Source organism: Streptomyces sp. NPDC020681 (assembly GCF_044334895.1).
In the GTDB taxonomy this organism is placed as follows: Bacteria; Actinomycetota; Actinomycetes; order Streptomycetales; family Streptomycetaceae; genus Streptomyces.
On record NZ_JBIRTX010000024.1, the window covers coordinates 32,948 to 50,579 of the forward strand.

General features: G+C 69.6%; 15 protein-coding genes and 2 tRNA genes. 4 read left to right on the top strand and 13 right to left on the bottom strand.

Annotation, left to right across the window (positions count from 1 at the left end):
- Positions 1–289: 289 nt before the first annotated feature.
- Together ACH4YL_RS35370 and leuS are read right to left on the bottom strand one after the other, a co-directional pair.
- Complete coding sequence (locus ACH4YL_RS35370; protein WP_398511624.1) at positions 290–1,099, bottom strand: hypothetical protein; 810 nt, start codon at positions 1,097–1,099, stop codon at positions 290–292.
- Positions 1,100–1,322: 223 nt separating this feature from the next.
- On the bottom strand, positions 1,323–4,175 hold the full coding sequence (gene leuS / locus ACH4YL_RS35375; protein ID WP_398511625.1) for a leucine--tRNA ligase: 2,853 nt from the start codon (positions 4,173–4,175) through the stop codon (positions 1,323–1,325).
- Positions 4,176–4,727: 552 nt separating this feature from the next.
- On the opposite strand from leuS, the gene ACH4YL_RS35380 reads away from it, so the two are divergent.
- Positions 4,728–6,101 carry a hypothetical protein gene (locus ACH4YL_RS35380; protein ID WP_398511626.1) on the top strand — a complete coding sequence of 458 codons (1,374 nt, stop codon included), beginning with the start codon at positions 4,728–4,730 and terminating at the stop codon, positions 6,099–6,101.
- Entirely contained in the window at positions 6,098–7,684 is a 1,587-nt protein-coding gene (locus ACH4YL_RS35385; protein WP_398511627.1) for a ferredoxin, read from the top strand. Before ACH4YL_RS35380 ends, ACH4YL_RS35385 begins: the two co-directional genes overlap by 4 nt.
- A gap of 74 nt (positions 7,685–7,758) precedes the next feature.
- On the opposite strand, the gene ACH4YL_RS35390 is transcribed toward ACH4YL_RS35385, so the two are convergent.
- The 4 genes from ACH4YL_RS35390 to ACH4YL_RS35405 form a co-directional block, all read right to left on the bottom strand.
- Positions 7,759–7,831 (bottom strand) — tRNA-Ala (locus tag ACH4YL_RS35390).
- A 156-nt stretch (positions 7,832–7,987) separates the two neighbouring features.
- Complete coding sequence (locus tag ACH4YL_RS35395) at positions 7,988–8,221, bottom strand: hypothetical protein (protein ID WP_328400676.1); 234 nt, start codon at positions 8,219–8,221, stop codon at positions 7,988–7,990.
- 3 nt (positions 8,222–8,224) lie between these two features.
- Entirely contained in the window at positions 8,225–8,395 is a 171-nt protein-coding gene (locus tag ACH4YL_RS35400) for a hypothetical protein (protein ID WP_398511628.1), read from the bottom strand.
- A gap of 72 nt (positions 8,396–8,467) precedes the next feature.
- The gene (locus tag ACH4YL_RS35405) at positions 8,468–9,940 is read right to left on the bottom strand and encodes an MFS transporter (protein WP_398511629.1); all 1,473 of its coding nucleotides are present in this window, start codon (positions 9,938–9,940) and stop codon (positions 8,468–8,470) included.
- 111 nt (positions 9,941–10,051) lie between these two features.
- Between ACH4YL_RS35405 and ACH4YL_RS35410 the strand changes: the two genes are divergently transcribed.
- Positions 10,052–10,912 carry a helix-turn-helix transcriptional regulator gene (locus ACH4YL_RS35410; RefSeq protein ID WP_398511671.1) on the top strand — a complete coding sequence of 287 codons (861 nt, stop codon included), beginning with the start codon at positions 10,052–10,054 and terminating at the stop codon, positions 10,910–10,912.
- A 49-nt stretch (positions 10,913–10,961) separates the two neighbouring features.
- On the opposite strand, the gene ACH4YL_RS35415 is transcribed toward ACH4YL_RS35410, so the two are convergent.
- The 6 genes from ACH4YL_RS35415 to ACH4YL_RS35440 all read right to left on the bottom strand — a co-directional run bounded on the left by ACH4YL_RS35415 (position 10,962) and on the right by ACH4YL_RS35440 (position 15,040).
- Positions 10,962–11,034 (bottom strand) — tRNA-Ala (locus ACH4YL_RS35415).
- Positions 11,035–11,181: 147 nt separating this feature from the next.
- Positions 11,182–11,841 (bottom strand): histidine phosphatase family protein, encoded by a 660-nt coding sequence (locus tag ACH4YL_RS35420; RefSeq protein WP_398511672.1) that lies wholly within the window; start codon positions 11,839–11,841, stop codon positions 11,182–11,184.
- 29 nt (positions 11,842–11,870) lie between these two features.
- Positions 11,871–12,302, bottom strand: coding sequence for a ribosome silencing factor (gene rsfS, locus ACH4YL_RS35425; RefSeq protein ID WP_398511673.1), 432 nt, complete (start codon positions 12,300–12,302; stop codon positions 11,871–11,873).
- A 173-nt stretch (positions 12,303–12,475) separates the two neighbouring features.
- On the bottom strand, positions 12,476–14,185 hold the full coding sequence (locus ACH4YL_RS35430; RefSeq protein ID WP_398511630.1) for an LCP family protein: 1,710 nt from the start codon (positions 14,183–14,185) through the stop codon (positions 12,476–12,478).
- Between the two features lie 19 nt (positions 14,186–14,204).
- A complete protein-coding gene (gene nadD / locus ACH4YL_RS35435) occupies positions 14,205–14,840 on the bottom strand; it encodes a nicotinate-nucleotide adenylyltransferase (RefSeq protein ID WP_398511631.1) in 636 nt (211 codons plus the stop codon).
- Positions 14,841–14,878: 38 nt separating this feature from the next.
- Entirely contained in the window at positions 14,879–15,040 is a 162-nt protein-coding gene (locus tag ACH4YL_RS35440) for a hypothetical protein (protein ID WP_398511632.1), read from the bottom strand.
- Positions 15,041–15,329: 289 nt separating this feature from the next.
- Between ACH4YL_RS35440 and ACH4YL_RS35445 the strand changes: the two genes are divergently transcribed.
- The gene (locus tag ACH4YL_RS35445) at positions 15,330–16,442 is read left to right on the top strand and encodes a M48 family metallopeptidase (protein WP_398511633.1); all 1,113 of its coding nucleotides are present in this window, start codon (positions 15,330–15,332) and stop codon (positions 16,440–16,442) included.
- 16 nt (positions 16,443–16,458) lie between these two features.
- On the opposite strand, the gene ACH4YL_RS35450 is transcribed toward ACH4YL_RS35445, so the two are convergent.
- A complete protein-coding gene (locus ACH4YL_RS35450; RefSeq protein WP_398511634.1) occupies positions 16,459–17,541 on the bottom strand; it encodes a hypothetical protein in 1,083 nt (360 codons plus the stop codon).
- Between the last annotated feature and the right edge of the window lie 91 nt (positions 17,542–17,632).

A 17,632-nucleotide genomic window follows, 5' to 3' on the forward strand; every position in this document is an offset into this window, starting at 1 on the left:
GCCCGGGCCCTCGCCGGTGATCGCGTCGCCCTCTCTCATGGCCGGTCCGCAACGTCAGTTCGCGCGGTCGGTCCACTCTGTCCGCCCGCATCGCGCGTCCCCGCAGCCGGTTCACAGGTCCGCCGTATTGCGGGTGCCCGTCGCCGGTTCACAGTGTCCGCGCGCATCGCAGCTTCCCGCCGTCGGTTCACAGTGTCCGCGCGCATCGCAGCTTCCCGCCGTCGGGTTCGCACGGTCCGCCCGCAACGCAGACTTCCCGCCGCCGGTACGGTCCACTCGCGTCGCGCCGTCAGTTCGTGGTTTCCGGCCGGGCGGCCTTCTGCCAGGGATAGGTCTGCTGCCGGGGATCACGCGCCGTGATCGCCTGCGGCTGCTGCCGCGGCTCGTCAGGCGACTCCTGCGGCGCCTTCGAATCCACCTCGGGATCCGCCTCCGGCCAGGTCTGCTCGGGGGCAACCCCGTCGCCCGCGCTCGCCCCGGCCTCCGGCCATGCAGTACCCGCAGCCGTACCCGCAGCAGTCTCCCCCGCAGCCGCCCCGGAACCGGCAGCATCCGGCTCCGACCAGTGCCGCAGCGCCCCTGCCTCCACGTCGATCTGGCTGCTCAGCGCATCCAGATCGTCTTCGGCGAACTTCCGCGCCCGGTCCCGCGCCGCCCACCGCAGCGACTCCGCCGAGTGCACGATCCGCTCCGTACGCTCTCGCAGCCCGGGCAGCAGCGAGGCGACCGTCGCCCGGTCGGGCTCGCGCTCCAGGCGCTTGAGCTCGTCGTCCAGCTCGTGCCCGTGCACACTCAGGCGCTTGAACAGGCCGAGGGACTCGGACAGCGAGGCGTCCTCGTCCGCGCCGGCGTTCAGTGCGTCCTGCGTCGCCCGCATCGACGTGCGCAGCGTCAGCCGCAGCTGGGCCAGCTCGGCGACGACCCCGCCCTGTCCATAACTCTTCGCCCGCAGCGTGGTCTCCTCGACCGTGCGGCGCGCCTGGGTGACCGTGCGCTCCACACCGCGCTTGGCGGCGCCGACGACCTTCACGGTCACGTACACCCCCAACGCCACAAAGGCGAAGAAAAGCAGCGCCAGAATCAGAATCGCGGCTTCCATGTGCGCCCCTCCGGCGTCGGATGTTGTCCTTCCACGGTAAACGGAACGGGCAGGCAGAGGGTTCCTTCGAAACCCCCAACCTGCCCGTAAGGGATACCCCGCAGCCCGTCGGCGCCCGGACCACGGGCCACCCGCAGCCCGCCCACGCCTGGACAGCAGCCCGCTCAGGCCCGGAGCGCAGGCCACCCGCACCCCGCTCGCAGCCCGCCGAGCCCGCGGCGTCCTACGCGGGCACGATGTTGACCAGCTTCGGCGCCCGCACGATCACCTTGCGGATCCCCGCGCCGCCCAGCGCCGCGACCACCGCCGCGTCACCCAGCGCCAGCGTCTCCAGCTCCTCGTCCGAGATCGACGGGGAGACCTCCAGCCGCGCCTTCACCTTGCCCTTGATCTGCACCACGCAGGTCACGGTCTCGTCCACGACATACGCCGGGTCGGCGACCGGGAAGTCCTGGTGCACGACCGAGTCGCCGTGGCCCAGCCGGTGCCACAGCTCCTCCGCGATGTGCGGGGCCAGCGGCGCGATCAGCAGCACCAGCTGCTCCGCCACGCTCCGCGGCAGCGGCCCGCCCACCTTGGTCAGATGGTTGTTCAGCTCGGTGATCTTGGCGATGGCCGTGTTGAAGCGCAGCGCGGACAGATCCTGGCCCGCGCCGTCGATCGCCTTGTGCAGTGCACGCAGCATCGCCTCGCCGGCCTCGGTGTCGACGACGGTGACCTCGCCGGTCGCCTCGTCGACGACGTTGCGCCACAGCCGCTGCAGCAGCCGGTACTGGCCGACGACCGCACGGGTGTCCCACGGCCGGGACACGTCCAGCGGGCCCATCGCCATCTCGTACAGGCGCAGCGTGTCGGCTCCGTACTCGGCGCAGATCTCGTCCGGAGTGACCGCGTTCTTCAGGGACTTGCCCATCTTGCCCAGCTCGCGCTTGACGGGCTCGCCCTCGAAGAAGAACTTTCCGTCCCGCTCCTCGACCTCGGTCGCCAGGACAGGGAAGCCGCGGCTGTCCCGGTAGACGTACGCCTGGATCATGCCCTGGTTGAACAGCTTGTGGAACGGCTCCGGGGACGAGATGTGGCCCAGGTCGAACAGCACCTTGGACCAGAACCGCGCGTACAGCAGATGCAGTACGGCGTGCTCGGCGCCGCCCACGTACAGGTCGACGCCACCGTGCGGCATGCCTTCGCGCGGCCCCATCCAGTACTGCTCGATCTCGGGGTCGACCAGCTTCTCGCTGTTGCGCGGGTCCAGGTAGCGCAGCTCGTACCAGCACGAACCGGCCCAGTTGGGCATGGTGTTGGTCTCGCGCCGGTAGCGCTTGACGCCGTCGCCCAGGTCCAGCTCGACATTGACCCAGTCCGCATTGCGCGACAGCGGCGTCTCGGGCTGGGTGTTCGCGTCGTCGGGGTCGAACGTGCGTGGCGAGTAGTCGTCGACCTCCGGCAGCTCCAGCGGCAGCATCGACTCGGGCAGCGCGTGCGCGACCCCGTCCTCGTCGTAGACGATCGGGAAGGGCTCGCCCCAGTAGCGCTGCCGGCTGAACAGCCAGTCACGCAGCCGGAAGTTGACGGTGGCCTCGCCGATGCCCTTGGCGACCAGCCACTCGGTGATCTTGGCCTTGGCCTCGGCGACGTCCAGGCCGTCCAGCGAGATCTCGTCGTTCGAGGAGTTGATCGCCGGCCCCTGGCCGGTGAACGCCTCGCCCTCCCAGCCGTCCGGCGGCTGCACGGTGCGGATGATCTCCAGGTCGAAGGCCTCGGCGAACTCCCAGTCCCGCTCGTCCTGTCCGGGCACGGCCATGATCGCGCCGGTGCCGTAGCCCATCAGCACATAGTCGGCGACGAAGACCGGGATCCGTGCGCCGGTGACCGGGTTCACGGCGTACGAGCCGGTGAAGACGCCGGTCTTGTCCTTGTGCTCGGTCTGCCGCTCGACATCGCTCTTCGTCTGGGCCTGCTTGCGGTACGCCGCGACGGCCTCGGCCGGAGTGGCCGCGCCGCCGGTCCAGGTGTCCCTGGTCTCCTGCGGCCACTCGGCCGGCAGGATCGAGTCGATCAGGCCGTGCTCGGGCGCCAGCACCATGTAGGTCGCGCCGAACACGGTGTCGGGGCGGGTGGTGAACACCGTGATGCCCGCGGCGTCGTGACCCTCGACGGAGAAGTTGACGCGCGCGCCTTCGGACCGGCCGATCCAGTTGCGCTGCTGCAGCTTGATCGCCTCGGGCCAGTCCAGCGCGTCCAGGTCGTCCAGCAGGCGGTCCGCGTAGGCGGTGATGCGCATGTTCCACTGGCGCAGCTTGGCCTTGAAAACCGGGAAGTTGCCCCGCTCGGAACGGCCGTCGGCGGTGACCTCTTCATTCGCCAGTACGGTGCCCAGGCCCGGACACCAGTTGACGGGCGCGTCGGAGGCGTACGCCAGGCGGTACTGGCTCAGGACTTCGGAGCGCTCGACGGCGCTCAGCTCACTCCAGGGGCGCGCGCCGTCAACGGCGCGCTCGCCGCTGTCGAACTGCGCCACCAGCTCGGCGATCGGACGGGCCTTGTCCGCGTCCTGGTCGTACCAGGAGTTGAAGATCTGCAGGAAGATCCACTGGGTCCACTTGTAGTAGTCCGGGTCGATCGTCGCGAAGGAGCGGCGGTTGTCGTGGCCCAGGCCCAGCCGGCGCAGTTGGACCTTCATGTTCACGATGTTCGCCTCGGTCGACACCCGCGGGTGCGTGCCGGTCTGCACGGCGTACTGCTCCGCGGGCAGGCCGAAGGCGTCGAAGCCCAGGGTGTGCAGGACGTTGTGCCCGGTCATGCGCTGGTGACGGGCGAAAACGTCGGTGGCGATGTAGCCCAGTGGGTGTCCGACGTGCAGCCCCGCGCCCGAGGGGTACGGGAACATGTCCATGATGAACTTCTTGGGCCTGGCCGCCAGGGCCGGGTCTCCGGCCAGGTCGCCGCTCGGGTTCGGCGCTTCGTACGTGCCTTTGGCGTCCCAGACGTCCTGCCAGCGTGCCTCGATGTCGGCCGCCATGGCGGCCGTATAGCGGTGGGGCGCGGCCACCTCGGCAGCAGAATTCGTCTCGCTCATGATCCTTAAAGCTCCATCGATCGTCTCTGCCAACGGGTCAAATGAAAAATCCCCTCGCACAGGAGGGGACGCCGCGCCGATTCCGACCGGATTCTTCATCCGTCGGGACTGATCAGCGCGGCTCGCTAAGCAGAAGGCGTACGGCACGCATGGCGTCAGGGTACCGCAGGGAGCGAACCGGCCGCGTACCGCCGGGCTCGAAGGCCGCTCGGGCGTCACCGGATCCCGCCGTCAGGACCGCGACAGGACGGCCGCCAATAGCGATCACATACAGGCACCGAAAGGTTCCGGATAGCTCCGGAGTCGCCCGGGTTACCCCGCGTATCGCCCCTATCCGGGGCAACCCCAGAGTCAGTTGGCTGTGGTTCCGCTCTCTAAACGCAGAAACCTCGTACCGCCTGGTATGGGTCGACCTAGCATGCGTCAACGGGACCGCATTTCCCGCACCTTCGGAGTCGACCCATGAACCCTCGTCGCAAAAGCCGTTCGTCGCCCGCCCCGAGTACCGGGCTCAGCCGCCCTGTGCAAGGTGGCCTGACTGTCGCGGCGTTCGTGCTCATACCCCTGCTCGCCGTGGGCGGGAGCGAAAGCTTTCGTGCCGCTCTCGACTTCGCCGCCGGGGTCCTGTCCTTGGTGTCCCTGACCGCGTCCGTCGCGTGGGGCCTCATCGCCACCGACCGGCTGCTGCTCACGACCCGCCAGCGCCTGATCTCGCAGGCCATCCACCGCACCACCGCGACCGCGTCGCTCGGCTTCCTGGTGCTGCACGCCACCGTGAAGGTGACGCTCGGGCATGTGGAGGTGGTCGGCGCCCTGATCCCGTTCGGGCTCGGCGTCTCCGGCACGGCCGGCCTGATCGGATTCGGCTCGCTGGCCGGCTATCTCATGATCATCGCTGCCACGACCGGCGCGCTGCGCAGCGCGCTCGCCGGAAACATCAAGGTGGCGGGCCGCTGGCGGCCGCTGCACATGCTGGCCTACCCGGCGTGGTGTTTCGCGCTGGTGCACGGTCTGTACGCGGGCCGTCCCGCCGCCACCTGGGTCACGACCATGTACTGCCTGGCGCTCGCCGCGGTCACGGGCGCCGTTTCGCTGCGGCTGCTGCCGCGTCCCATGAAGCGCCGCATCGCCAACAAGATCCTCTCCCTGACCGGCGGCGACCCCGACGGCCCCTTGGACGAGGACCTGGTGCGCGACCAGACCGGCCCCCTCCCCGGGATGAACTCACTGACCGGACCGGCCGGCCTCAACCGCATGAACGGCATCCCGTCCCAGCGTTCGTACGAGTACGAACAGGACCTCCAGCGCACGTCCCCCCTGGGCCAGCCGTCCTCGCTCGGCCCGTCCCGCCAGCAGCCCCGCCTCGCGGCCCCCGCGCCCCAGCTCTACGAAGCGCCGCCGCCTCCCCAGGCCGAACCGAACATCGGCAGCGTCCCGGGCAACAGCGCGGGCACCGGAATATCCGCCGCCTACCGCGCGGTCTCCCTCGGCAGCGACCCGAACGCTCCGCTGGCCGAGCGCATCCCGATGACCGAGGAGATCCCCGTCATCTCGGAGACCGGACCCGCCCCGGGCATGTGGCCCACACCCTCGCCGCGCCCGCCCGCACAGGCCGTCCCGTCCGAACCCGCGGCTCCTGCGGCGTACGAGCCTCCCGCTCCGCCGGTCTACGAGCCGCCGATCGCGTACAACCCCGCGGAGACCTACGCCCCCGAGGCCTCCGCCGGCACTTCCTTCTCGTCTTTCGAGACACCCCTGTACGACCCTCTTTACGAAGCCCCTTCCACTCCCCCGTACGAGACACCCCCGTCCCCGTACGAAACCGGCACCGCCGGTGTGTACGACGACACGGCGCCGATGCCAGGACCCCTCTACCCGCCCCCGGCAGGAGAACCCTGGAACGCGCCCGCAGGAGAGCGACCTTGAACACCCCCCTCCCCGATGTCCCCGAGGTCCGCGTCGTCGGTCTTCCGCAGCTGACCCAGGGGTTCGACCTTGTCGAACGCCTCGATCTGCAGATGCACCTGAAGGTGCACGGTCCGCTGGAGCCGATGACCGGAGAGCTGCTCGCCCAGCTGGCCGAGGAGATAACCCTCCGAGGCCGCGGCGGTGCAGGATTCCCGTTCGGCCAGAAGCTGCGTGCCGTGGCCAAGTCCGCCATCAGACGCGGGGTGCGGCCCGTCGTCGTGGTCAACGGCAGTGAGGGCGAGCCCGCCTGCCGCAAGGACACCGTGCTGCTCAACCGCGCGCCGCATCTGATCCTGGACGGCGCGCTGCTGGCCGCCGAGGCGCTCGGCGCGCGCACCCTGGTCGTCGCGGTGACCCGTAACTCCACGGAGATCTCGATGCGTGCCGCGCTCGCCGAGCGCGGGCTGTCCGACCGGCGCGGGCAGCAGCTGCGCGCGCGGATCGTGCGTACACCGGAGCGCATGGTCTCCGGCGAGGCATCCTCCGTGATCCGCGCCGTGAACGGCGGCCCTGCGCTGCCGCCCGGCCGCCGCGAGCGGGCGTCCGACACCGGCGTCGGCGGCGCTCCGACGCTGCTGTCCAACGCGGAGACGTTCGCGCAGCTGGCCATCGCCGCCCGCATCGGCTCCCGCCGCTACGGCAACACCGGCACGGGTTCCGAGCCGGGCACGGTCATGCTGACGATCTCCGGGGCCGTCGCACGCCCGATGGTCGTCGAGGTGCCCACAGGCGTGCCGCTGCGGTACGTACTGCAGCTGGCGGGCGCACCGCCGCTGCCGCAGGGCGTGCTCACCGGCGGCTACCACGGCAACTGGATCGACTCGGTGGCCGTCCATGAGTCGGTGGTCTCGCGCGAGTCGCTGGCGGCCGTGGGCGGCTCGCTCGGTGCGGGCGCGATCCTGCCGATCGGCCCGGAGACCTGCCCCCTGGGCGAGGCCCTGCGCGTGGCGAACTGGCTGGCCGCCGAGACCGCGGGTCAGTGCGGCCCCTGCAAGCTCGGGCTGCCCGCCGCGGCCGGCGGCCTGGCCGACGTGATGAACGGCGGCGGTCCGGCGGCCCTGGAGGCGCTGCGCGAGGTGACCCAGGCCGTGAAGGGCCGTGGCGCGTGCAAGCACCCCGACGGCTCGGCACGCTTCTTCGCTTCGACGCTGTCCGCCTTCACGGACGATCTGGCGGCGCATGTGCTGCACGGCGGCTGCGGACGCGAAACGATCGGCGTGCTGCCCCTGCCGATGCCGGGCTACGAGGAAGCGGAAGAGTCGATCCCGAGCGGTGAGAAGGTCGCCGTGGACTGGACGCTCTGCCAGGGCCACGGTCTCTGCGCGGACATCATCCCGGAGCTGATCCGCCTCGGCCCCGACGGCTATCCGTCGGTCGCGGACGCGGTCGTCCCGATGCACATGCGGGGCCGTGCCCAGCGGGCCGTACGCCGCTGCCCGGCACTGGCGCTGCGCATCGAACAGGGCGCGCCGCCGATCCCGAAGTCCCGCCCTGAGCTGCCGTCGAGCAACCGCAAGGCGCTTGGCAGCGGCCGCGGTTGACGGGACAGCACCAGCTGAACGAGAAGATCCCCCCGGTCCTGCAGGACCGGGGGGGATCTTCTTCAAGGATGCTGTGGAGCTAAGGAGAATTGAACTCCTGACCTCCTGCATGCCATGCAGGCGCTCTACCAACTGAGCTATAGCCCCTTGCGATGTGCCGCCCTGATCGGAGGTTTCCTCCGCGGCGGCGACGTCGACAACATTAACGCCCTCCCTGGTCCATCACCAAATCGTTTCCGATCTGTACGGACAAGGCCGGTAACATCCCGTTTCTTCGCCGTGTCTACGCCGCCGACGCGGTGCTCATGCCGTGGCGAACGAGTAGAACCGCTTCAGCGTGCAGTGCTCGTCCAGGAGCCGGCCGTAGATGGGCTCCCCTTCGAGCTCACGGTAGGTCTCGATGGGGTCGCCCTTTATGATCAGCGCTCGCGCGCACTCCTCGCACCAGTACTGGTAATCGGGATTGATCGGGTCCATGTCCCGGACGATGGGCGTACCACTGCCGCACCAGTCGCATTTCCGCCTGTGTGCACCCATCACTCAGCTCCAGCTGTGGCCGCAGGCCGTGCACACGTAGGAAACTCCGCCATTGTCGCCGAGGACTTGGGCGACATGCGCCGATCCGCAGGACGGGCAATTGAGACGAGCGCGCACCTCCGCCGTGGCAAGCAGTTCATCGGCCTCTTCGGCCTCCTCGCTGCTGGCGGACATCGTGCTCTCCCTCCCGTGCCTGGCCGGTGTCCCCATCCGGCCGTCCGATTCTGCCATGGCCACGCAAGAGGGTCAGCGGCGTTTGCGTACGAGACCGGCCACAGCGCCCAAGATCGACGCGGCCGCCATGGCCAGCGCGCACGCCCACAGCCCGTCCGCGGACCCTTCGGCTCCGGGAACTGTCTGGCGATTCAGGAACAGTGTGCCGAAAACAGCCACTCCGAGCACCTGTCCGAGCTGAGCCACGGTGACCAGCAGCCCGCTGGCGTCCGCCGCGTCCTCCTGGCGGACAGTCGCCAGCGCTCCGGTGAGCGTGGGGCTGAAAGCCGCCGCAAGGCCTGCGCCGATGCCCAGGAACGCGACGTACGCAAGCGGCCCGCCGTCGCCGCCGTCGTGCAGCAGCGCTCCCACGGCGAAGCAGGACAGCCCCGTCAGCGCGAACCCGCCCGGGACCAGGGCCCTTTGCAGGTACGCGGGCCACCGGCGCCAGGTCAGTCCGACCGCTCCGAAGACCAGCGCGGTCGGCGCGAAAGTCAGGCCCGTGCGCAGCGCGCTGTGGCCAAGACCACTCTGCATGTGCAGGGTGAGAGCAAAGAGGAAGCCCGCGTTCACCGACATCGCGAGCGTGATCCGCAGGACGGCCCGGCCCATGCCGGGGATGCGCAGGACGCGCGGCGCGATCAGCGGGGCGCCGCCGCGACGGGCCAGCCGGGACTCGTAGGCGAGGAAGCAGCAGAAGAGAACCGCGGACGCGGCCAGTGACAGCCAGGTCCAGAGCGGCCAGTCCTGTTCCTGCCCGAGCACCAGGGGCACGGTGAACAGCGACACGGCGGCGGCGAGGAGCACCAGGCCCGGCAGATCGAGGCCGCGGGCGCGCTCGGGCCGGTCCCGCCGGTCCTTCGGCAGCACCCGCGCACCCAAGACCAGCAGGGCCGCGCCGATCGGGACGTTCACCAGAAAGACCGGCCGCCAGCTCGCGCCGAAGAGGTCGGCGCTGACCAGGACGCCGCCCAGGACCTGCCCGGCGACGGCTCCGGTGGCCAGGACCGCGGAGTACGCGCCGAGCGCCCGCACCCGGCCTTCGCCGGTGAAGTTCCGCTGGATCAGGCTGAGTACCTGCGGGATCATCAGGGCCGCACCCGCGCCCTGGATCAGCCGGAAGGCGATCAACTGGCCGGTGTCCGCGGCGAGTCCACAGGCGAGCGATGCGACCGTGAAGATCCACAGCCCGCCCAGGTAGGCCCTTCGGTGCCCGAGGAGATCGCCGAGCCTGGCACCGGTGATCAGCAGCACGGCGTACGTGATGGTGTAGCCGGCGATGACGAGCTGCAACCCGGCGCCGGACGCGTCGAGTTCGGTACGGATGGTGGGGGCCGCGGTGTTGACGATGAAGGTGTCGAGCAGCGCCATGAACTGCGCGGCCAGCACGATAGCGAGCAGCAGCCGCGGCCGGTTGTCAGTGCCCGAGGCTTTACTGGGTGGTGGAGTCTCCCGTGGCCTTTCACGGAAGGTGTCCTGAGGGGATTCCTGAGGGGTCGTCGTCATGTCCCTGAGCCTGACGGCGGTTCGGTACGGGTAATGAGAGCCCGCTGATGCTGGTACTGACAGCACCTGGCAAGCACGGGCCAGGGCCTTGACCATGGGGGTGTGACCACGATGACGGCGACGACGAACGGCAGCGGCGCGACGGGCCACCGCCGCAGACCCGAGCTGGCCGCGTTCCTGCGCAACCGCCGGGCGCGGGTGACACCCGCCGATGTCGGCATGCCGCCGGGCCTGCGCAGGCGCACCCCGGGGCTGCGCCGCGAGGAGGTCGCGCAGCTCTCCGGCGTCGGCGTCACCTGGTACACCTGGCTGGAACAGGGCCGTCCGATCAACGCCTCGGCCCAGGTCCTGAACGCCGTGGCGCGCACGCTGCGGCTCGACCGGACCGAGCGCGAGCATCTCTACCACCTGGCGGAGGTTCCGTACGCGCCGGAGACCCAGGCTGACGTGCAGAGCGTGAGCCCGGAGATCCAGGGCATCCTCGACGCACTCGACCCGCATCCGGCCGTGGTCTACAACTCGCGGTACGACGTGCTGGCGATCAACTGCGCCTACCGCGAACTGTTCGCGGTGGACAGCCTGGAGGCCTCCGGCATAGGCAACGTGCTGTGGACGCTCTTCACGGTGCCGGAGCCCAACTGCCCGCTGGTCTTCCGGGAGTCGGAGCTGCCGCTGATGGTGGCCCAGCTGCGCGGGGCGTACGGACGCCATGTGGGCGAGCCCGCATGGGAGTCGTTCATCCACCGCCTCTCGGCGGCGAGCGATTTCTTCAGCAGGCTGTGGGAGAGCGGAGACGTCGTGCCACCGGGCCCGCGGGTGAAGACCTTCCGCCACCAGGCGATCGGCGAGGTTCGGATGACGTCCGTGTCGCTGTCGATCAACGGTATGCCCGAGTGCCGGATCGTCGCCTACACGCCGGACGACGAGGAGAGCCGGCGGCGGATCGAGGCGCTGCGCGCACGTCAGACATGACGAAATCCCGCCCTCTGCTGAGGACGGGATCCGGGTGATGAAGCGATTGTGGAGCTAAGGAGAATTGAACTCCTGACCTCCTGCATGCCATGCAGGCGCTCTACCAACTGAGCTATAGCCCCGCGTGTTCTTCGCGCTCGGCGCTGCGAACAAGAAGAACTTTAGCCTGCGACCAGCCGGAAAGTGAAATCCGGGGGCGCAGGACTGAAGGCCTGTGCGAGCCGGGTCAGTCGCACCCGTCCGTCGCTGTCAGTCATCGTCAGTCGTCGTCAGTCGTCGTCGCCGAGGACCGGCTCCGGGAGGGTGCCGGCGTTGTGCTCGAGCAGCCGCCAGCCGCGCGCGCCCACGCCGAGCACCGACCAGCAGCAGTTCGAGAGTCCGCCGAGGCTTTCCCAGTGATGCGACTCCAGGCCCAGCAGCCGGCCGATGGTGGTGCGGATGGTGCCGCCGTGGCTGACCACGACCAGCGTGCCGTCCTCGGGGAGCTTCTCGGCGTGGTGGAGCACCACGGGAGCCGCCCGGTCGGCGACCTCCGTCTCCAGTTCGCCGCCGCCGCGCCGCACGGGCTCGCCGCGCTTCCAGGCGGCGTACTGCTCGCCGTAGCGCGCGACGATCTCCTCGTGCGTCAGCCCCTGCCAGGCGCCCGCGTAGGTCTCGCGCAGGGCCGAGTCGTGCGACACGTTGAGGCCGGTGATCTGGGACAGCTCGCCGGCCGTGGCGGCCGCACGCCGGAGATCGGAGGCGACGATGGCGTCCGGCTTGAGCGAGGCGAGCAGCCGGGCGGCCCGGCGCGCCTGGGCGACGCCGGTCTCGGTCAGGGCGATGTCCGTCGAGCCCTGGAAGCGGCGCTCCAGGTTCCAGGAGGTCTGGCCGTGCCGCCACAGGACGACACGGCGTCCCGTGGGGCGCTTCGCCGTGTCGCCGCTGATCCGGCCGCCGCTGTCCTTGTCGCTGCCGTTCAGCTCAGCTCACCGTCCGGGCCGCCGGTGAGCCGGGCGTGCTCCTCGGCCTTTCCGCGGGTCTTCAGGGCGTCCTCGGGCAGCGGGAGCTCGGGGCAGTCCTTCCAGAGCCGCTCCAGGGCGTAGAAGACGCGCTCCTCGCTGTGCTGGACATGCACGACGATGTCGACGTAGTCGAGAAGGATCCAGCGGGCGTCACGGTCGCCCTCGCGGCGCACCGGCTTGGCGCCGAGCTCCTTGTTCAGCCGCTCCTCGATCTCGTCGACGATCGACTTGACCTGGCGGTCGTTGGGCGCGGAGGCGAGCAGGAATGCGTCGGTGATCGACAGCACGTCGCTGACGTCGTAGGCGATGATGTCGTGCGCGAGCCGGTCGGCAGCCGCCTGGGCGGCGGTGGTCACGAGCTCGATGGAGCGGTCCGTAGCGGTCACAAGCAGGCTTTCGTCGACGGTCGGGTACCCCTCAAGGGTCTCACGGACCACTGACAGCCCCTGCCGGGATTATTCGGCCGGGACATCAGCTCTCAGTCCATCGGCTCTTGATCGGTCGCCGACCGTCCGGCCCCGGTCGGTCGTGCGGGACCAAGGCCGGACGATCACGATCGTCACCCGCTCTTGTAGTCCTTGCCGAGGACCACGGAGACGTCGGCGTTGGCGGCCGTCGTCCCCTTCTTCACTGCGCTCGCCGGCAGCCCCAATGTCTTGGCGACCTCTTCGGCCTTCGCCTTCTGCGCCACGGCACCGTAGGTGACCTGCGAGGACGAGGCGGTGTCGGCCTTGCCGCCGTCGACGACCGTGTACCCGCCGTTGACCAGCGAGATCCGGGCGGTCTCCGCGGCGCTGGTCTTGCCGGTGGCGTTCTTGATGCCGACGCGGACGGCCGCGTCCTTGTCAGGTGCGGTGACCGAGCCGCCGAGGATGTCCTTGACGACGCTGTTGGAGGCCTGCTCGGTGAGCGTGCCGTCCGGCTGGACCGGCAGCAGCGCGGACTTGTAGTCGCCGCCCTTGGCGTGCTCGGCCAGCTTGGCGAGCGAGGCGCCGAGGTCCTTCTCGGTGAGCGACGGGTCGAGGATCTGCGCCAGGGTCTCCACGGTGACCGTCGCGGAGCTCGGGTCGTCCGGGAACTTCTTCAGGACGGCCTGCATCACCTGGCCGAAGCGCTGCAACTGCTTCGCCTCGGCCTCGCCGGGCCCGAGATATGTGGCGTAGGCGACCGCGCTGCGCCCGTTGAGCGTCTGGTTCTCGCCCTTCTTGACCAGCGGCGCTTCGCCCTTCTTCACGCCCGGCACCTCGACGTCGGTGGTCAGGTCGATGGTGCCGACCAGCTCGACCAGGTTCTCCAGGTACGGGGTGTCCAGCCGCCAGGTGCCGGTGATCTTCGCGCCGAGCAGCGTGCCGATCGACTCACGGGTGCCGGTCGAGCCGTCGTCTTCGACCGACTTGGCGAGCGTGGTGGCGGTGCCGTCGTCGTTGGCGACGAAGAGGGAGTTGGGGAGCAGAACGGTCGTGCCCTGCTTGGTGGTGGCGTTGTCGACAAGGAGAGCTGTCGATGTGCCCTTTTTCTTCGTGTTGTGCAGATGCAACACGATCACGTCCCGCTTCTGCGGTCCGGTGGCCGTGCTGCTCTTCTTCTCGGTGCCCGAGAGCCCGGGCAGTTTGCCCGCGTACCAGAGGTAGCCCACGCCGCCGGTGAGTGCCAGCGCGAGGACGACGAACAGGGCGACGAAGCGGTTGCGGCCGCGGCGCTTGGCCTCCTCACGCCGTTCGGAGCGGCTCTCGCTGAACTTCAGCCAGTCGATGACGTCTTCGGAGTCCTCGTCCGGCTCCTCGATGAAGGAGAACTGCTCGGTCCGGTAGTCGCGGTCGCCGGCCGGGCGGCGCTGCCCCGGTACGGCGGCCTCGGGCTGCGCATGCGGGCGCGCCTGCGGGGGCGGCCCGGCGGGGGGCTGCTGCTGCTGGACGCTCCACTGCTGGGTGGTGTCGACGGCGGCGGGCTGCTGGCTCGTGTCGTAGCCGTACGCGTCGTACCCGTATCCCTGCTGCTGGCCTTGGCCGCCCTGCTGCTGCTGACCGTACGGGTCGTACTGCTGGGGCCTAGGCGGCTGCTGTGGCCTCTGCGGCTGCTGCGGCTGCGCGTACGGGTCGTAGCCGTACCCCTGCTCAGGGCTCTGCGGTTGCTGAGGGTGCTGCGGCTGCTGCTGCGCGTAGGGATCGTACTGCTGGGGCTGCTGATAGACCGGCTGTCCGTACTCGTCGTAGCCGATGATCTGCGGCTGCTGGTAGTACGGGTCGTACGGGTTCTGCTGGTCGTTCACCGGTGCCCCTCTCCGTGGCTCACTCGCCGCGGTACAACTGGCGCTTGTGGATGTAGCGCACCACGCCGTCCGGCACGAGGTACCAGACCGGATCGCCCTTGGCGACCCTGGCCCGGCAGTCGGTCGACGAGATGGCCAGCGCCGGAACCTCCACCAAAGAGACACCACCCTCGGGCAGCCCGTCGTCGGTGAGATCGTGACCCGGGCGGGTCACCCCGATGAAATGGGCGAGCGAGAACAGCTCTTCGGCGTCCCGCCATCCCAGGATCTGTGAGAGCGCGTCCGCTCCGGTGATGAAGAAAAGATCCGCGTTCGCATTGAGGGAGCGCAAGTCCCGCAGCGTATCGATCGTGTACGTGGGCCCGCCGCGGTCGATGTCGATGCGGCTCACCGAGAACTGCGGGTTGGACGCCGTGGCGATGACCGTCATCAGATAGCGGTCCTCGGCCGGAGACACCGCCTTGTGGGTCTTCTGCCACGGCTGCCCGGTCGGTACGAACACCACCTCGTCGAGGTGGAAGAGGGCGGCGACCTCGCTGGCGGCCACCAGGTGTCCGTGGTGGATCGGGTCGAATGTCCCGCCCATCACGCCGAGTCGACGCCTGCCGGAACCCGAGCCCGTGGGCGAACCCGTAGGCACTTCCTGCTCTCCCATGCGTGCAGAGCCTACTGGTACGCCTGCTCGGGCCGGTCTCAGCGGTCGCGGTTGAAGCGGGTGGTGATCCACAGCAGCAGGAGCAGCGCGAAGAGCGCACCGCCACCGGTGAGGTAGGGGCTGAGGCTTTCGTGGTTGCCACCGTGCTCGCCACCCTCGGCGAGAGTGACCAGGTTGGCGGCGGTGCTGGCGATGCTCATCTTCAGCAAGACCTATCGATCGGCGGACAGACGTCGCGCACATCGTAAGCGGGCGGCCCGGGCACGCTCACGCCGACTCAGACGTTGTCGTTGTCACCGGCGCTGTTCTGGCGGTGGTGGCACAGCGGAAAACGGGGTTATCCACAGCCCCCGGCACGCGGTGGCTCCAGCGCCTACGCTGGGGGCCGTCAGGGGGACGAGACCGGTATTCGAGTATTCGAGTCAGTACGCGCACCAAGGTCCACAAGGACGAACAAGGTCAAGGCAACAAGGTCAAATGGGGGCATGAATGACCGACAGCAGTCATGAGAACGTACCGAGCAGGCAGCGCAAGCGCTTCGCGGGCATCTCCTCACGGGCGTACGAACATCCCGCTGACCGCTCGGCGCTGGTGGCTCTGCGCAAGCTCAGCGGCTTCGACACCGTCTTCAAGGCGCTGAGCGGACTGCTGCCGGAGCGCAGCCTGCGGCTGCTCTTCCTCTCCGACTCGGTGCGGGTGAGCGACGCGCAGTTCGCGCACCTCAACACCATGCTGCGGGACGCCTGTTACATCCTGGACCTGGAGAAGGTCCCGGCGATGTACGTCACGCAGGACCCGCGTCCCAACGCCATGTGCATCGGTCTGGACGAGCCGATCATCGTGGTCACCACCGGGCTGGTGGAGCTCCTCGACGAGGAGGAGATGCGGGCGGTCGTCGGCCACGAGGTGGGCCATGCGCTCTCCGGCCACTCCGTCTACCGCACGATCCTGCTGTTCCTCACCAATCTTGCGTTGAAGGTCGCCTGGATCCCGCTCGGCAATGTGGCGATCATGGCGATCGTCACCGCGCTGCGCGAGTGGTTCCGCAAGTCGGAGCTCTCGGCGGACCGCGCCGGACTGCTGGTCGGCCAGGACCTGCAGGCCTCGATGCGCGGCCTGATGAAGATCGCCGGCGGTAACCACCTGCACGAGATGAACGTGGACGCGTTCCTCCAGCAGGCCGAGGAGTACGAGGCGGGCGGCGACCTGCGCGACTCCGTGCTGAAGATTCTGAATTTGCTGCCCCGCTCGCACCCGTTCACCACGGTGCGCGCGGCCGAGCTGAAGAAGTGGGCCGAGAGCCGCGACTACCAGCGGATCATGGACGGCCACTACCCGCGGCGCGACGAGGACAAGGACACCTCGGTGAGCGACTCCTTCCGGGAGTCGGCCTCGCACTACGCGGACACGGTGCGCACCAGCACGGATCCGCTGATGAAGCTGGTCGGCGACATAGCCGGCGGGGCGGGCGACCTGGGCGGCAAGCTGCGGGACAAGTTCACGGGCGCGAGCAGTGGCGGGAGCGGGAGCGGCAGCTCGGGGTCCGGCGGAAGCAACGGCAGCGGCAGCGGTAGCGGCACGGAGAGCAGCGGCCAGAGCTAGGTCCAACTCGGGCAGGTCAGGGCTTCGGCTGGGGCAGGACGCTCGGGGAGAGTGCGCCGCAGAGCGCCGCGGTGGCCTCTCCCGTCGCGTACGGGTCGGTGCCTGCCGGGCCGCCCACGGTGGCCCGCTGGCCGGCGAGCAGCGGACGCAGCGTGCCCGACGTGTCGTCCGCGCAGGCCTGCGGCCCGGCCTGGACATAGCTGACCAGCAGCTCGGCCCGGTGCTGGTGCAGGTCGTCACGGTCGAAGCGGAAGTGCAGCTCTCGCCGGACGGTGAAGAGCGAGGCCTCCCCCGCCTCGGACCCGTTCTGCACGGCCGGCCGCAGCGCATAGGCGAAGGTGTGGTCCGACGTCACCTCCAGGGCGTCGGGCCCCACCTCGGCGACGCGCATGGTGCCCTTCACCCGCACCTCGGGGTCGGCCAGCGCCACCTTCGCCGGGTCGAAGCGGACCAGCCAGCCGGTGGCGGCATGGTGGCCGTCGGCGACCGGTGAGGACATGCTCCGGTCGAACTGCGCCAGCTGATCCGGGTCGAGCAGCATGCGCACCGGTCGCACCGCACCGCCCGTGAGGACGTCGGGGTCGAGCGAGGACTCCACGAGATAGTCCTTCGCGGTGGTCAGGGCGGTCATCACCTGGCCCTCCGAGAAGTTCCTGGTGCGCTTCGCCTCGGGCAGCGCGATGCCCGAGGCACCCACTCGGAACTGCGCGGCGGGGCTGTCGGCATAGAGATCGGCGGGCGCGCCACCGGGGACCGGGCCCTGGGGTGCGAGCGGGATCAGGGTGATGCGCAGCGGCTCGGCCTGCTTGACGACAGGTGTCTGGTAGGGATGGCGGACGCCCAGATAGATCGCGGTGCCGAAGGCCAGCGCGACCAGCAGCACAAGCACCAGGACCTGCTTGGAGCCCGTCCTCATGCTCCAGACCGGGAGGCTGCGGACAGCCTGCGCATGGTCGCCCATCCGCTCCTGCGCGGAGAACTCCTGAAGCCGCGCAGCCCGTACGAACGATTCGTCGAAGACGACGGATCGGTACTCGTCCTCACCACCGCCGGGGAGTCCCTCGGGTGTCCCCTCAGGCGGGTCTCCGCGCCCAGCCATACCTTCAGGGTAGGTCTGTCTGGGCCCTGGTAAACGCGGTGGTACGCGACAAACTCTGACGAGTTCTCACGCAGTCGTTCAGGGGGCCGTG

Excerpts from the sequence above, each read along its gene's own strand:
- ACH4YL_RS35370 (WP_398511624.1), bottom strand. The coding sequence starts at position 1,099 with ATGGAAGCCGCGATTCTGATTCTGGCGCTGCTTTTCTTCGCCTTTGTG.
- leuS (WP_398511625.1), bottom strand. The coding sequence starts at position 4,175 with ATGAGCGAGACGAATTCTGCTGCCGAGGTGGCCGCGCCCCACCGCTAT.
- ACH4YL_RS35395 (WP_328400676.1), bottom strand. The coding sequence starts at position 8,221 with ATGGGTGCACACAGGCGGAAATGCGACTGGTGCGGCAGTGGTACGCCC.
- ACH4YL_RS35400 (WP_398511628.1), bottom strand. The coding sequence starts at position 8,395 with ATGTCCGCCAGCAGCGAGGAGGCCGAAGAGGCCGATGAACTGCTTGCC.
- ACH4YL_RS35405 (WP_398511629.1), bottom strand. The coding sequence starts at position 9,940 with ATGACGACGACCCCTCAGGAATCCCCTCAGGACACCTTCCGTGAAAGG.
- ACH4YL_RS35410 (WP_398511671.1), top strand. The coding sequence starts at position 10,052 with ATGACGGCGACGACGAACGGCAGCGGCGCGACGGGCCACCGCCGCAGA.
- nadD (WP_398511631.1), bottom strand. The coding sequence starts at position 14,840 with ATGGGAGAGCAGGAAGTGCCTACGGGTTCGCCCACGGGCTCGGGTTCC.
- ACH4YL_RS35440 (WP_398511632.1), bottom strand. The coding sequence starts at position 15,040 with ATGAGCATCGCCAGCACCGCCGCCAACCTGGTCACTCTCGCCGAGGGT.
- ACH4YL_RS35445 (WP_398511633.1), top strand. The coding sequence starts at position 15,330 with ATGACCGACAGCAGTCATGAGAACGTACCGAGCAGGCAGCGCAAGCGC.
- ACH4YL_RS35450 (WP_398511634.1), bottom strand. The coding sequence starts at position 17,541 with ATGGCTGGGCGCGGAGACCCGCCTGAGGGGACACCCGAGGGACTCCCC.